The sequence below is a fragment of the Priestia sp. ABM2_011 genome, from assembly GCF_056158845.1.
Genome location: NZ_JBSWUB010000001.1, coordinates 3,029,251 through 3,044,437, shown reverse-complemented (window position 1 = coordinate 3,044,437; position 15,187 = coordinate 3,029,251). Strand labels below are relative to the sequence as shown.

The window sequence follows — 15,187 nt, the reverse complement described above, 5'->3', positions numbered from 1 at the left end:
AAATAACGTTTTCAAAATTCCTCTATTTTTCGCAAAAAAATTTTAAAGTCCAAACTATATAGTATGCCCCGATTTTCCTTATATAAACGTATTTTTATAAAAAAAATCGTTTTTTTTTGCAGAAAAAAATATTTAAAAAAGTTTTGTTTACGCTTACATACGCATAAGGTTATACGCTCAAGGAGGAAAAAAACGGTTAAATTCAACTTGACACTCTTTTTCAGCATGTTACTATAGGAACCGTTGAAAGAAACGAGAACAAAAATACGAACAAATGACAGGGGAGATTTGATGGATCAAAAACAAAAAGTTGCTTTTTTAGGTGCTGGATCAATGGCAGAAGCGATGATTTCTGGTATGGTCAATGCAAAGAAATTACCTGCTGAAAATATTATCGTAACAAATCGCAGCAATGATGCGCGACTGCACGAACTTGAAAATAGATATGGTATCAAAGCAGTAAAGCGCAGCGAGCTGAAAACAGATGACATTGACGTTTTTATTCTAGCGATGAAGCCAAAAGGCGCTGAAGAGGCATTAAACGAATTAAAGCCTCAAATCAACAAAGACCAGCTTGTCCTATCTGTTCTTGCAGGGATTTCATCTTCTTACATGGAAGAGTTATTGCATGATGAACAGCAGGTCATTCGAGTGATGCCGAATACATCAAGTATGATTCAGCAATCAGCAACGGCTATATCTCCAGGTCAATATGCTGCAATGGATGCTGTGCTAACAGCAAAAGAGCTGCTTTCTGCAATCGGAAAAGTGTACGTGATTGATGAGCCTCAAATGGACATTTTCACAGGAATTGCCGGAAGTGGACCCGCTTATTTTTATTTCCTTATGGAGCATATCGAAAAAGCAGCTAAAGAAGAAGGTCTCGATCCTGAGCTAGCACGTGAAATTGGCGCCCAAACCATTTACGGTGCAGCAAGAATGATGATGGAAAGAGATGAAACGCCGACGGAGCTTCGTGAAAATGTGACGTCTCCAAACGGTACAACAGCAGCTGGTTTAGACGCCTTAGCTAAACACGGCGGCGGAGAAGCAATGATGCAAGCAGTCAAAGGAGCATCAAAGCGTTCAAAAGAAATGAGTGCTCAACTACAAAAAGTGGCAAGTACTAATTAATTCGTCACTTATCTTCTTCGTGAATTCCTCACCACAAAAAAATAATCATAAACAAGAAAACATACAGAACACACTAGGAGTGATTTGATGAGTCCCGACAATAAGAAGCGGGTTGTAATTAAAATTGGAAGTAGTTCATTAACAAGTTCACACGGTGAAATCAGCAGACGGAAGCTCGAGCGCCTTGTGGATCAAGTCGTAGACTTAAAAGATAGCGGTCATGAAGTGCTATTGGTTTCATCAGGAGCTGTAGCTGCAGGATACCGCAAGCTTGGCTGCTTAGAGCGACCTAGCTCTTTACCTGAAAAACAAGCAGCTGCCTCAATTGGTCAAGGACTGTTAATGGAGGCTTATTCAGAACTGTTTCTATCACATGGATACGTTGCTTCTCAAATCTTAATTACGAGAGACGATTTTTCAGACGAAAATCGTTACAACAATGCACGAAATACAATTAATGTGCTGTTAGAACGTGGTATCGTACCAATTGTCAATGAAAACGACACGGTAACCATCAATCGATTAAAATTTGGCGACAATGATACACTTTCAGCTAAAGTTGCTGGACTAGTGGATTCCGACCTGCTTATTATTTTATCGGATATCGATGGCTTATACAGCGCAGACCCTCGTCAGGATCCAAATGCAAAATTAGTTCCTCATGTAGGGGAAATCACGCAAGACATCGAAGAATCTGCAGGAGATTCAGGAAGTTCAGTTGGAACAGGCGGTATGCGCTCGAAAATTGACGCGTTCAAAATCGCTATGGCGTCAGGAATTCCAGCATTTTTAGGAAGAGCTGGCGTGCCAAACATTTTAACACAAGCGGTTGACGGAGATGCAACAGGAACGTATTTTGAATCTGAAGATGATTCTGCGAACCTTAATCAGAAAAAGCAGTGGATTGCGTTTAACTCTGGTCCTGAAGGGGAAATAGTAGTCGAAGATGCCGCGAAACGTGCAATTATTGAAGATAAAGAGCCTTTACTTCGCGAGCATGTTAAATATATTAAAGGACACTTTAGTGAACGAGCAGTTGTACGTATTCTAGATAAAGATGACAATGAGTTGGCTCTTGGCGTGACAAATTATTCATCTGATGAACTTGCACTGAACGAGCCAATTGATCAACCGATTGTTGACAGCGAAGGTCTAGTGTGTCACTTAGAAATTCCAGTACCGGTCGGTTTGTAAGCAAACATGCTGTAAAGAAAAGGAGCCCTTCCTTTTCTTTGCATGATTGCATTTACCTCTTATGCCTCACACTTTAAAATCAAACAAAACTAAAACGAATCCAGGAGTGATTTGGTGTTACAAACAAATGAAACGTATTCAGTAGAAGAACAAGCTATTTCAGCAAAAAAAGCAGCTAAGCAATTAAGTTTACTAACAACAAAGCAAAAGAACGATGCGCTGTTAACGATTGCTTCTACACTTGAAAGCAACACGGAGTATATTTTAAAAGCAAATGAAGTAGACTTAAAAAACGGGAAAGAAAAAGGTTTTGACGAAGCGCTTATGGACCGCCTTGCTCTTTCAGCGGAACGTGTAAAAGAATTTGCAAACGGCCTTCGTGAAGTTGCTGAGCTAGATGATCCAACAGGCGATATTTTATCAAGCTGGACATTGGATAACGGTCTAGATGTAAAGCAAGTACGGGTGCCTCTTGGCGTGATCGGAATGATTTATGAAGCACGTCCAAACGTAACGGTAGATGCAACAGGGCTAGCGTTGAAATCTGGAAATGCTATTGTGTTAAAAGGCGGCTCTTCAGCTATTTCATCTAACCAAGCTATCGTGGACATTATTCATAAAGCTCTTGATGAAACGCCAATTCCTAAAGAAGCGGTACAGTTTATTTCAAGTACAGATCGTGCGGCTACGCAAGAATTATTTACAATGAAAGAGCATATTGACGTGCTGATTCCGCGCGGAGGGGCTTCATTGATTCAAGCGGTCGTCAATAACGCAACCGTTCCCGTGTTAGAAACGGGAGTCGGAAACTGTCATATTTACATCGATGAAAAAGCTGACGTTAAGAAGGCCATTCCGATTTTAATTAATGCAAAAACAGATCGACCAGCGGTGTGTAACGCAGCAGAAACGGTTCTTGTACACAAAAACTGGCTCGATTCTCATAAAGATGAATTGATTCAAGCATTCAACGATCATAGTATTGAAGTATATGGTGACAAAGCGACAGTAGGCGAAATTCCTGGAGCAAAACCAGCGGCTGAAAAAGACTGGGCCGAAGAGTATTTACGTTTAGCAATTGCGATGAAAGTAGTAGAGAGTGTGGATGAAGCGATTGACCATATTGAAACATATGGAACAAAACACTCCGAAGCCATCATTTCAGAAGATGAACAAGCCGTTTCACGCTTTATGTCATTAGTTGATGCAGCCGCACTGTATCATAATGCATCTACGCGCTTTACTGACGGAGGAGCTTTAGGATTTGGAGCTGAAATTGGGATTTCAACTCAAAAGCTTCATGCACGTGGTCCAATGGGACTTCCTGCACTTACGACAATTAAATATATTATGAGTGGAAACGGACAAACTCGATAAGAAATCAAAAGCGAGCCTAATCATGTGCTCGCTTTTTTTTTATGAAAAGCAAAACAAGTAAATGGAAGCTGATTTGTAAAAAATTATAAACTCTGTTATAATAGTAAAATATATAATTTTTGTGATCTTCATTTTTGTTCTTTTCAGACTATCCCGTTGTTTTAAGAAAAGCAACTGCTATCTGCTTTGTTATAACTTCATTTTTATTTTAGTCTTTCAAGACGCCGTATTATTCCTCAAAGATTGATTTACGGATGTATAGTATCACTTTATCTTGCACCATTTACCGCATTTACACGCTAAGTTAATCTTCATTTATTATCCACTTAAAAAGTACTGTTTAAAGGAGACGATGTGTATGTATAATCGTAAAAATTTAGAGCCGGCTGTTATTGAAGAAACAAAAGTTTGGGAATGTACATCAGATACGTGTAATTGTTGGGTTCGAGATAACTTTAAAAGCGGAGATCAGCCAACTTGTCCAATTTGCAAAAGCGAAATGAAGCAAGCTGTAAAAGAGCTGCAGGTTATTCATAATCCTAGAGTAATTGATTAATAACTTTTAGGAAGACGTTTTTTGAAAGGGGTTTGTGGATGTTTCTGGGAATTGATCATGTTCAGCTTCTTGGTCCAGAAGGATGCGAGCAAGAAGCAAGAAATTTTTATGAGAATCTTTTAGGAATGAAAACTGTTCTTAAGCCGGAAAATTTAAGGCACAGAGGCGGCATATGGTTTCAATGTGGGACTCAAGAAGTGCATATCAGTATTCAAGATGACTACATACCTGCTAAAAAAGCGCATCCAGCTTTTGTCGTGGAAGATATCAAGACGCTTAGACGTAAATTGGCACATTCGGGCTGCGTTCTTTCTGAAGAAGAGCCTATTGCAGGGAGAGAGCGTTTTTTTGTCCATGACCCGTTTGGAAATCGATTAGAATTTTTACAATATGACAAATAAAAGACCTCCAAGCGGAGGTCTTTTATTTTAGGGCTTTATCTAAATAGGTATATACCGTTTCTTTGCTAATTAATACTTCGTTCTCTCGGTCTTTATCTTTTTGCCATTTTTCCCGTGCTTTTGCTAATACTTCTTCGGCTTGCTCCTTGGGAATGACAATCACTCCACCGTCATCACCTGCAATAAAGTCCCCAGGACGGATTTTTACGCCCCCGCAGGAAATGATCTCGTTTACCTTTCCTTTTTCTTTTTTGCTGCTTGCTGCGATCGTAGAGCCCTTACAAAATACGGGGAAATCGAGCTTTTCGATGTCTTCTTGATCTCGTATAACCCCATCTAGTACAATACCGCTTATTCCAACAAGCTTCGCCATGGCTACTACGAAATCTCCTGCTAAGGCACGGTTACAGTAGCTTTTACCATCAATAACGAGCACACCTCCCGGCTCCGCTAGTCGAATCGCTTCAAGCACTGAGTAATTATTGCCAGCGGGCGTATCTACGGTAAGAGCCGGCCCGAATAGTTTGTAATGACGCTGCAAGGGCTTAATAGAAAAGTCTAAGTGGTTGGCACCTTCCATTGCATCTGATAAATTTGCTGTTGATAATGGGAGCTGTTCATTCAACATCATATCTCTCCTTTGTAACTTTAGTTTATCTATACATATTCATATAAGAGAAAGCTCTTATTTATGAAAGGGGGAGTAGATAACATTTGACTACGAATCGACTACAAACGTGCAATATTAAAACTTTTCGTATTCAATTTTTTATGCCATTTACTATATTTTTGAGACGCTGTTTCCTGTATGACATTCGTCATTTAAACTCATATCTCCTTTATTACCAATAGGAGCGAAGGGAGCGTATAAAGGTATTTTTAAAAGAGGGGACTTGCTACAGAACTCTGTGAAAGTAATATGCTGGGCGAAGTGTAAAATAAGCGTTAACGAAGATGAAGAGTCTTTGTTAGTTTTATAAATTTCACTGATGTGTACATAAAAGGGTCTTATATCCATATGAAACGCGTCTAAATGTTTAATCCTGTGAACATTTAATGGAGCTTTATGCATTTTTATATAAAAAAGTGAAACCTTTTGGTATGATGAAACGTAGGAACATATATGGAAATCATATATGAAAAAACATATGTGACGTTAGTCATTTAGTGGAGGGAAAGCAATGGTAAAAAAATTATTGGCCGCATTTATCGCATTAGCGGTTGTGTTTTCACCAGTCGGTGGATCACTTATTCATGACGGTTCAAACGTAGCAAGTGCAAAAGGGTATAAATCAGGAAAGCGCTCTTTTGACAGCGGAAGCAATAACCAATCAAGCTTATTTAAAAACAATAACAGTAATTCGGTTAAGCAAAACAATACGTCTAAAAACTCATCATCTAAAAGTACAGCAGCTGGTTCAAAGCGCGGCGGCTTAATGAAAGGTCTTTTAATGGGAGGAATTGCGGGCTTATTATTTGGAAGCTTATTATCTAGCTTAGGACCATTAGGCCCAATTTTAGGCTTTATGGTAAATATGCTTGTGATTGTAGCTTTAATTCTTCTTGTAGTAAAGTTATTCCAAAGCGTACGTAGCAACAAGCGTAAAAATGAGGAAGTGAAATCTTGGAGACAATAAAAATTTCTGAACAAGATATTATCAATGCGATGTGTTTGTATATCGCAGAAAAAAAACAAGTTCAGCCTCAAGAAGTAGAGATTGAGCTAATGTATGATGATGACTACGGTTTTTCAGCAGAGTCATACGTGCATGATCGTAAACAGGTTCATATTACTTTGAACATTATCGAAGCGCTGCGCTATTGGCTGGATACGGAAATGAACGTAGACCCATACGCAGCAGGACTAGAACTGGAATTAGACGATGAAGAAGGCATTATCGCTTTTGCTAAATTAAGTCGATAAAGAAATCTTCAATGCAAAACCCGCTCACTTGAGCGGGTTTTTTTATCATGATTTTACCTGTTCGTTGGAACTGGACTTATCGCTTTTTTTAGTGAAAAACCACCAGTTGGCATCTCCAAGCAATTTCATAAGAGAAGGGACAAGAAGCATTCTGACAACCGTTGCATCGATAAATATAGCTAAGGCAATTCCTACACCCATTTGTTTAACAGGCGTTACGTCTGTAAAAGCAAAGGCTCCTGTAATGACAATCATGATTAAAGCAGCGCTCGTAATGATTTTACTAGTGGAAGCTAGGCCTTCTACCGTTGCTACATTGTTATCCTTCGTTTGATGATACACTTCGTGAATGCGTGAAATCAAAAAGACTTCGTAGTCCATGCTAAGCCCAAATACAAGGCCGAAAACAAAGACCGGCAGCACTAAAGCGATATTGGATTGGGTAAGACCTAAATGTCCATTTTGAAACAGCCATACAAGTAAACCAAACGTAGCTGTTAAGCTTAAAATATTCATAATGATAGCTTTTAAAGGAATCAGGACGGAACGAAAAGCAATCATTAAAATGACATACGTTGAAAATAAAACAAGAGCCAGGCCATAAGGCGCCTTTTTATAAATTTCATCAAATATTTCTTGTTCGAATTTTGGATAGCCGCCAATATGAACGGTGAAAGGTGAACGTTTCTCTTTCCATTTTCGAACAAAATCTTTTGCTTGATCTGAATTTTGGTCTGTATCTAGCGTAGCTTTTATGAGCATATAATGTTCGTTAATAAACGAATCTACAGCTGGCTTTGTCTGCGCGCTTATCTGCGGGTTGTTCAGCATAGCTTGAAGCTGATCACTGGATTTTACGTTTAAAGCGGTAGAAATAGAATCAACTTGCTTAACTAACGAATCTTCTTTTAATTGTTTTATAAAAGTAAAGGCATTTGTTAAAGGCTTTTCCTTCAGCATATCTTGCTTAGCTTCTAACACAAAATAAACGTCTGCCGTGTTTTTATTTATAAACGTATCGTTATACGTGTCAAAAGCTTGACGAGACTCGTATTTTGTTGGCAGTGCTTCTGAAGACGGTATTTCTAGATGCATGTCTCGAACGGGAATAAGTGCTACTAACAGAATAATAAGAGAAACAATCGTCATAGCTACAGGCTTTTTCATGACAAATGTAGCGAATGAACGCCACCTAGATTGACCGCCTTGTTCACTGATTTTTAAGATGCGTAAACGATTGATGCGTGTACCTAGTATAGCCAGTATGGAAGGAAGCAGCGTAAGAGCTGAAAACACAGCAATAAAAACAACAGCCATTCCTCCAAGAGCGACGTTTTGAAAAATATCAACTTGAATAAACAGCATTCCCGCTAATCCAATAAATACGCATAATCCGGAGAAGATGACCGAGCGTCCCGCTGTTTGAATGGTGATTTTGATTGCTTGTTCTACCGATTTCGTTTGAATTTCTTCTTTAAAGCGATTAATAAATAAAAGGGCAAAGTCAATACTAAGAGCTAATCCAATCATTGGAATCACGTTTAAAATGAAGATGGACAGCTCTGTGTACGGATGAAAGAAATAGACAACGCCCATGGTGGTAACGACGGTTACAATTCCTATCATAAGAGGAATTGCAGCGGCTACCACGCCGCCAAAAGCTAGAAGAAGCACAACTAAAGCAACAGGAATACCAATGGCTTCTGCTTTTGCTAAATCTGCTTGGCTTGCTGTATTCATATCTTTTTCAATAATAGGACCACCGGTTAATTTTACACTAACTTCTTTTTCTTCAGATGAAAGAGTTCTGATCTTTTCCACTCGTTTATCCATCGTTCCATCATCGTGATTAAAGTGGATAATTCCATACGCTGTGCTTCCTTTTATCATCTTGTTAGAAGCCGTTGGTATGTCAACTTTCGACGCGTCTGATTTGTCCTTTGCTTTTTGCATATACTGAGCGATCGTTTGCTGGAATTTCGAGTCAGAAACTCCGTCTTTTTTTTCAAACAAAACGATGATCTGAGCTTCGCTAACATCAAATTTATTAACTAAAAGCTGCTCGGTATCTTTATACATTCCTTTCATTTCAAATCCGTTTCCTCCAAGCACAGAAGGAAGCTTAGCCGCATAAAAGCCAAATCCGACAATTAGGATGACCCACAGTAGTAATAAAATTTTTCTGCCCGCATATAATGCGTTCGCTATTTTATTCATATTAACCTCCAATTTTTTGTACAGTTACTAGACTATTTTATACTAACAGTTATTGTAATTAGAAGAAGTATTGTGTTTTTTTGTTTTTCTTGCCTGAAAAAGCTTTTCAGATAGATGCGCAGGGGTGTTTCCTTAGCAAAATCGTGTTTATGTTTCAGGCGATTTAGGGAACACTGTACATAAATGCACGAAGGGGGATTTAAAAAGATGCAAATGAAACAGCCAGCTAAAATGACGAATCGTTATGGATGTAAAAATGAGTATGATACATTAAAACGTGTGGTCGTTTGTCCACCTACATATATGAAAATTGAAGAAATTATTAATGAAACACAAAAGCATTATGCGGACGAAAACATTGATGAGAGCTTAGCTTCAAAGCAGCACCGTCAATTTGTCGAATGTCTTCAAAAAGAAGGGATTGAAGTCATCGGACTATCTGCACAAGAGCCATTTCCAGAACAAGTATTTACACGGGATATTGGCTATACGCTCGGAGATACCGTTATTGTCACGAAAATGGGCAGCGAAATTCGAAGCGGAGAAGAACAAGTGCTAGCCGATTGGCTGCAGCAGCAAGGTATTCCTTTCCATCAGGTACCGGACCACTCCATTGAAGGTGGAGATGTGCTGATTGATGGACAAGCTATTTTTATTGCACTCAGCGACCGTACAAGTAAAGAAGGCGTGGAGTATATCCAAGAGCTGCTTCCAGCGTATGAGGTTGTTCCGATTCCTATTGATCGGTCTTATCTTCATCTTGATTGTGTGTTAAATATTTTATCACCTACAGAAGCGCTTGTATTTTCACCCGCTTTACATGAGAAAGAATTAAATTTACTTCGCATGAAATATGACTTAATTGAAGTAACAAAAGAAGAGCAGTTTACGATGGGAACCAATGTATTATCCATCGGTAATCAACGGGTGATCAGTCTGCCAATAAATACAGAAGTGAATGAAGAGTTAAGGAAACGAGGCTATAAAGTGATTGAAGTTGATATATCTGAAATTATTAAGTCCGGCGGTTCTTTCCGCTGCTGCACAATGCCTCTTGAACGAGTGTAGAAAAGCTTAAAAAGAAAAAAAGATCTCGGCGATAGCCAGGGATCTTTTTTTTTGAACGATGTTGTATAAAATTTCAAGTGAAAGGAACATTAACCTATATAAGCTGTTGAAGGAAAGGAGTGATAAACATGGCAAATCGTAATCCTATTTTAGTTCAAGGTGCTGAACAGCTTCTTGATCAGTTAAAAACGGAAATCGCGGGAAGACTTAACGTTCAGCTTGGCGCTGAGCAGACGGCTCGCGCAAATGGTTCTGTTGGTGGAGAAATGACGAAGCATCTTGTTGCAATGGCGCAGCAGCAATTAAGCGGTGCACAAGGACACATTCGCTAGTCTGCTCTACATAAATACTTTGATGAAAAGTTCTGGCTCTTTTGAGCCGGAACTTTTTTTGTGTAGGAAACATCATTCTACTTTCTCATGGTCGCTTGATTTGAGATTTTGCTCGAAATTCTCCACTTTCAAGGTTGAAAAGTGCATAAAATGGGAAAAGAACAAAAAAAGAGAAAGTAGAGGTTTATCATGAAAAAGCTATTATCATTCGGAAAAAGTCTTGGTAAAGAAATTCAAGAAGACCAAGCAACGGGACTAGCGGCTGAGCAAGCCTATTATTATATGCTATCATTATTCCCTATGCTTATTTTACTGATATCGATTGTTCCGTATCTATCTATTAAACCGGCAGAGGCAATCGATCTTCTTCAAAGCGTTATGCCGGGAGAAACGGCTGCAATCTTTAAGGATAACGTAGCTCAATTTGTAAGCCAACCAAACGGCGGGTTACTGACTGTAGGGATTTTAGGAACCATTTGGTCCGCTTCAAACGGTATGAACGCCTTTATTCGTGCAATGAACCAAGCCTACGATGTGAAAGAACAGCGCTCGTTTATTAAAGTAAGAGGCTTGTCCATTCTTTTAACAATTGGATTAATTGTAACAATTGTTGTATCGCTTCTTTTACCAGTGTTCGGAGGGGTTTTGTTAAATTGGATAAGCGAATGGTTTTCTCTTCCTTCAGGTACAACAGTGGTTTTAAATATTCTGCGCTGGATTGTTGGTGTCGGCATTATGGTACTTGTTTTATCCGTATTATACAGATTAGCGCCAAATAAAACATTTCCTTTTGCTCACGTATGGCCCGGAGCACTCGCTGCTACGCTACTATGGCAGCTGACATCTTTAGGGTTCTCATTTTACGTAAGCAACTTTGGCAATTATTCTGCTACTTATGGAAGCTTAGGAGGCGTAATTGTTCTGATGCTTTGGCTATTTTTAACGGGGTTAATTCTCGTCATTGGAGGAGAGATTAATGCTATTTATCACCGAAACAAAACGGCTGCACCTCCTAAAGATACGTCTCAGGCGATGTAATAAAAAAGGAAACCTTTATAAAGGTTTCCTTTTTTAACGTTTAAAGCTATTCACAAGCTGTTTAAATGAGTTGGCTGTATATTTGACCGAATCTTTTTTGTACTGTATATCCGTTTTAATCGCTGCTTGTGTTACTTTTAAATGGTTTGTTTTTTCTTTAATATGATCAGTTTCGTTTTGAAGATGTTGAGAAGTGGCATTTACAGAGTTCACAGTTGGCTTGATTTTTTTATTAAATGATACGCCTGCGTAAATAAGATACGCAAGTGATGCCAAAACAACAGCTAAGCTTATATAAACAATAATCATCATTGTGCCTCCTTTGTACGTATTTATATTTATATAGGTGAGAATAAAATATATACGAATATCATCCTCTTTATTTAATTGTTATACCCATTTTTAATTAAAACAAACAAAAGCCTGCCGAGAAGACAATATATTGGATTTTTTCTGAAATTTCATTCATCATTACATATAGAGTTACCTTGAAAGGAGAGAGAAGAAGAATGCCGTTAAATCCGCATATTCAAATATTTCTAAATCAATATAACGAAATGCCCCGTCCTTCTTTAGAGGACGTTACACCCCTGCAGCTGAGGGAAATGGAAAAGATGTCTTTAACTCCTTCCAAAGAAGCAGTTAAAAAAGTATATAATGAAGAAATCCAATTAAATGAACGTACCCTCACTATACGAGTGTATGAGCCTGAAGGAACAGGGCCATTTCCCGCTCTTGTTTATTATCACGGAGGAGGCTGGGTATTAGGAAGCCTGGATACTCATGACTCCATATGCAGGTCGTATGCAAATGAAACAAACTGTATTGTAGTGTCTGTTGATTACCGCCTTGCTCCTGAGAGTAAATTTCCCGCTGCAGTGAACGATGCCTATGACGCCTTGGAGTGGATTTCAGCTCACGCGTCTCAATTAAATATCGATTCAAACAAAATTGCCGTTGGAGGAGATAGTGCCGGTGGCAACCTTGCTGCGGTTGTAAGCATTTTAGCAAAACAAAGACAAGGTCCATCCATTGTTCATCAGCTGCTTATTTACCCGTCTGTAGGATTTAAAAATCAGCATCCTGCCTCTATGAAAGAAAACGCCGAAGGATACCTGCTTTCAAAAGATCTTATGGATTGGTTTCGCCTTCAGTACTTAAATAATAAAGAAGAAGAACAGCATCCCTATAATGCTCCGGTATTACTAGAAGATTTATCGAGTCTACCAAGCGCTACCATTATTACAGCACAGTACGACCCTCTAAGAGATAGCGGAAAAGGCTACGCGGACGCATTAAAAAATCACGGTGTTCCCGTCACCTACGAAAATTATGAAACGATGATTCACGGATTTTTAGGGTTTCATGAATTTGTCCCACTCGCTCAGCAGGCGATCAATAAAAGCGCAGCTCAACTGCGTCAAGTATTTGATTCTATTTAAGGATATATAGTGTCATAAAGCATATAAACTTGAGAAAAACAGCACATTGATGTGCTGTTTTTCTGTGTTGATAGGGAGAAAAGATTGACAAGAGTTTCAAAAAATAGCCCATTATCTCTTTTAAAGTCATTTTGTTTAGAGTATAGTAGAAAAGTAGGATAAAAACATTTATTGACATTAAGTAAGGTGATTTTTTGAATGATAAAAAACAAGTAGGTCAGCTGATTCAAGATCTGCGAAAGATTGCGGAAATGACAACTGTCGAGTTATCAGAAGGAATTTGTACAGAAGAAGAGCTACATCGATTTGAACAAGGTGAAATTCATGCAAGCAGTGAAGTTCTCTATCATTTATCGAAACGCTTAGGGGTTCCGATGAATTATTTCTTTGAAGCAGGAGAGCTAACGCCCAACGATTATTCAAAAGAAATTAAATCGACCATTAGGCATTATATACGAAAACGCGATTATGAAACCGTGTTACATATGGTGAACAAAGAAAAAGATAACCCTATGTTTCAAGATCCTTTTCACGCACAATTTTTTCTATGGCACGAAGCCATATGTGATTATTATATTGGAAATAAATTTGAACAAGCGCTTCGTAAATTGGAAAAAGCCATTGCGTTCACGCGTACGAGCGAACAGTTTTATTCAGAAAAAGAGATTGCTATTTTAAATAGTATTGCCATTATTTATGAAGAAGAAGGTCATTTAAAAAAAGCGTTCAGTACGTTTATGGAAGGATTGCAGCATATTGCTTTGCTTCCTAAGTTAAAAGATCCTCTTGTCAAAATTCGAATTTTATATGGATTATCACATGCGCTTTTGCAAATGGAACGTTATGAAAAGTCGGTTAAATATGCACAAGCAGGACTAGAGCTGTGTATTCAGCATGAGACGCTTTATTTATTAGGAGAACTGCACTATCAAATTGGAGAAGCACTCTGTCAGCTTGGTGAGCTTAAAGAAGGAATAGCCTACCTCGAAAAAGCTATTACTGTTTTTGAAATTGAGCAAAATGAAGCGTTTGTGATCATTATTAAAGAAGAGATGTTTAAATATCAAGAAACAAAAAAGAAGAGCTGATAGCTCTTCTTTTTTTATCTCCAATACACTGGATGTGGGTAAAACGGACGAGGACGAGGGTAAAAGTAAGGGGGGTGGTAATAAATAGGACGAGGATAAGGGTAAGGATAAAATGGACGTGGGCGAGGATATGGATAATAACCATAAGGGAATCTTTCGTCAGTTTCCTGGGGATTTGAATAATAATCATAGCCATATTGATACTCTTCTAAAGGTTGTTCCGGGTAATATGGATAGTTCACTTTTTTCACCGCCTAAGTTTTTATGCTTTTTACTGTATTCATTATAGAAAGAATTGGAGTATGTACCCATCAAATTTTCCCTTTGAAAATTCGACGGGAGATAAGGAGTATTTTAATAATAAAAAGAACTTAGTTGTCTTTTTTATTTTTTTGTAAGGTATCTGCTGTATGAGGCAAAGTAGGCAGTTCGAAGCTTTTAATAAAGGAAGCGTAAGCAATCGTGTCTTTAATAGGATTTACATAAGATAATTGTTGACCTTGGTAGCTGAAATTAAAGGTGATCCAAGCAAAGTCTTTATTATTGTTGGAAATCAGCTTTGCGTTATGTATAAAAGCAGATGCAGCAATCATCGCATCTGGGCCTTTAATTTTTTTATTTGATTCTATTTTAGCTTTTCTGCGAATTTGAGCTGCTAGTTGTGCAATTTCACTTGTAATGTCTACAATCTTATCTGTCATATCGTAAATATAATGGTTTTTTACTGCTTTGACTTGAGGATTTGTTTCTACTTCCCAATGCGAGAGCAGTTCCATTTCCACAATGGTAGGCATTAAAAATTCCGTATTATTTGAAATAAGTTCATTAATATACTCGACAACTTCCGGATAGTTAAGAGCATGTGAAGCCCAAATGTTTGTATCAATGATTACTTTTTCATCAAACACAAATCGTTCACTCCTCTCTACTAGCCATTTGTATCAGCTCTTCTAACCCAGCAGGAGAGTAAAGAGCTGCGGATTGTGAAAGTTGCTTGCTTAATAGAAATTTTTCATATTTAGGCAGTCTAGTTTTTTCTGATTTTATGTGTTTTTCTTGTGTGCCGTTTAGTAGACCGTCTCTTTTATCATACGTGCGTAGAGCTTTATTTTGATGTTTACATTTAAGATTTTTCTTATAAATTAGGGGTGATGGAGGTGATTGCATCGAGGATTGTATATAAGTTTTTCCACTTGCTTTTAGCTTAAAGTGCTTTTGAACTTCCTTGTTGTATGTTCCTTTTTGGTCATCTACCATGCGCTGTGCTTTCATCATATCCCTGCCTTTTATATAAATTTATATAGTATATGTGATGAATTTTTTCTTACTATTCCTTTTATGTAAAAAGATTAAAAAAGTTAGCTGCCTGTAGTTATCAATTTAATTTTCTCCCACGATCATCCATACTTTATTGAC

17 protein-coding genes are annotated in these 15,187 nt (G+C 38.1%); 12 read left to right on the top strand and 5 right to left on the bottom strand.

Features of this window, described 5'->3' with window-relative positions; genetic code table 11:
• Positions 1-291: 291 nt before the first annotated feature.
• From proC to ACXAE4_RS16405, 5 genes are all read left to right on the top strand, one after another.
• The gene (gene proC / locus ACXAE4_RS16425) at positions 292-1,134 is read left to right on the top strand and encodes a pyrroline-5-carboxylate reductase (RefSeq protein WP_028413399.1); all 843 of its coding nucleotides are present in this window, start codon (positions 292-294) and stop codon (positions 1,132-1,134) included.
• A gap of 87 nt (positions 1,135-1,221) precedes the next feature.
• A complete protein-coding gene (gene proB / locus ACXAE4_RS16420) occupies positions 1,222-2,328 on the top strand; it encodes a glutamate 5-kinase (RefSeq protein WP_028413398.1) in 1,107 nt (368 codons plus the stop codon).
• Between the two features lie 114 nt (positions 2,329-2,442).
• Positions 2,443-3,705, top strand: coding sequence for a glutamate-5-semialdehyde dehydrogenase (locus tag ACXAE4_RS16415; protein WP_028413397.1), 1,263 nt, complete (start codon positions 2,443-2,445; stop codon positions 3,703-3,705).
• 358 nt (positions 3,706-4,063) lie between these two features.
• On the top strand, positions 4,064-4,261 hold the full coding sequence (locus ACXAE4_RS16410; RefSeq protein ID WP_013056990.1) for a cold-shock protein: 198 nt from the start codon (positions 4,064-4,066) through the stop codon (positions 4,259-4,261).
• Between the two features lie 38 nt (positions 4,262-4,299).
• Complete coding sequence (locus ACXAE4_RS16405) at positions 4,300-4,662, top strand: VOC family protein (RefSeq protein ID WP_013056991.1); 363 nt, start codon at positions 4,300-4,302, stop codon at positions 4,660-4,662.
• Positions 4,663-4,684: 22 nt separating this feature from the next.
• Here the strand turns inward: ACXAE4_RS16405 and ACXAE4_RS16400 are convergent, their stop codons facing one another.
• A complete protein-coding gene (locus ACXAE4_RS16400; protein ID WP_289578920.1) occupies positions 4,685-5,290 on the bottom strand; it encodes an RraA family protein in 606 nt (201 codons plus the stop codon).
• A 553-nt stretch (positions 5,291-5,843) separates the two neighbouring features.
• Here ACXAE4_RS16400 and ACXAE4_RS16395 point away from each other — a divergent pair.
• Both ACXAE4_RS16395 and ACXAE4_RS16390 read left to right on the top strand, forming a co-directional pair.
• Positions 5,844-6,299 carry a hypothetical protein gene (locus tag ACXAE4_RS16395; RefSeq protein WP_033578944.1) on the top strand — a complete coding sequence of 152 codons (456 nt, stop codon included), beginning with the start codon at positions 5,844-5,846 and terminating at the stop codon, positions 6,297-6,299.
• A complete protein-coding gene (locus ACXAE4_RS16390) occupies positions 6,287-6,586 on the top strand; it encodes a YxcD family protein (protein WP_014460159.1) in 300 nt (99 codons plus the stop codon). Before ACXAE4_RS16395 ends, ACXAE4_RS16390 begins: the two co-directional genes overlap by 13 nt.
• Positions 6,587-6,631: 45 nt before the next feature.
• On the opposite strand, the gene ACXAE4_RS16385 is transcribed toward ACXAE4_RS16390, so the two are convergent.
• Positions 6,632-8,803 carry an MMPL family transporter gene (locus ACXAE4_RS16385; RefSeq protein WP_289578921.1) on the bottom strand — a complete coding sequence of 724 codons (2,172 nt, stop codon included), beginning with the start codon at positions 8,801-8,803 and terminating at the stop codon, positions 6,632-6,634.
• 207 nt (positions 8,804-9,010) lie between these two features.
• Here ACXAE4_RS16385 and ACXAE4_RS16380 point away from each other — a divergent pair, with 207 nt between their 5' ends.
• From ACXAE4_RS16380 to ACXAE4_RS16370, 3 genes are all read left to right on the top strand, one after another.
• Positions 9,011-9,871 (top strand): dimethylarginine dimethylaminohydrolase family protein, encoded by an 861-nt coding sequence (locus ACXAE4_RS16380; RefSeq protein ID WP_289578922.1) that lies wholly within the window; start codon positions 9,011-9,013, stop codon positions 9,869-9,871.
• A gap of 128 nt (positions 9,872-9,999) precedes the next feature.
• Positions 10,000-10,203, top strand: a complete 204-nt coding sequence (locus ACXAE4_RS16375; protein ID WP_013056997.1) for an alpha/beta-type small acid-soluble spore protein — start codon at positions 10,000-10,002, stop codon at positions 10,201-10,203.
• 189 nt (positions 10,204-10,392) lie between these two features.
• Positions 10,393-11,241, top strand: a complete 849-nt coding sequence (locus ACXAE4_RS16370) for a YihY/virulence factor BrkB family protein (RefSeq protein ID WP_033578946.1) — start codon at positions 10,393-10,395, stop codon at positions 11,239-11,241.
• Positions 11,242-11,274: 33 nt separating this feature from the next.
• Here the strand turns inward: ACXAE4_RS16370 and ACXAE4_RS16365 are convergent, their stop codons facing one another.
• A complete protein-coding gene (locus ACXAE4_RS16365) occupies positions 11,275-11,550 on the bottom strand; it encodes a hypothetical protein (protein ID WP_034266052.1) in 276 nt (91 codons plus the stop codon).
• 200 nt (positions 11,551-11,750) lie between these two features.
• Between ACXAE4_RS16365 and ACXAE4_RS16360 the strand changes: the two genes are divergently transcribed.
• The gene (locus tag ACXAE4_RS16360) at positions 11,751-12,683 is read left to right on the top strand and encodes an alpha/beta hydrolase (RefSeq protein ID WP_475236387.1); all 933 of its coding nucleotides are present in this window, start codon (positions 11,751-11,753) and stop codon (positions 12,681-12,683) included.
• A gap of 194 nt (positions 12,684-12,877) precedes the next feature.
• Complete coding sequence (locus ACXAE4_RS16355) at positions 12,878-13,771, top strand: helix-turn-helix domain-containing protein (RefSeq protein WP_014460151.1); 894 nt, start codon at positions 12,878-12,880, stop codon at positions 13,769-13,771.
• Positions 13,772-14,142: 371 nt separating this feature from the next.
• Here the strand turns inward: ACXAE4_RS16355 and ACXAE4_RS16350 are convergent, their stop codons facing one another.
• Together ACXAE4_RS16350 and ACXAE4_RS16345 are read right to left on the bottom strand one after the other, a co-directional pair.
• A complete protein-coding gene (locus tag ACXAE4_RS16350) occupies positions 14,143-14,679 on the bottom strand; it encodes a PIN domain-containing protein (RefSeq protein ID WP_014460149.1) in 537 nt (178 codons plus the stop codon).
• Between the two features lie 7 nt (positions 14,680-14,686).
• Positions 14,687-15,043, bottom strand: coding sequence for a hypothetical protein (locus ACXAE4_RS16345; RefSeq protein ID WP_475236384.1), 357 nt, complete (start codon positions 15,041-15,043; stop codon positions 14,687-14,689).
• Between the last annotated feature and the right edge of the window lie 144 nt (positions 15,044-15,187).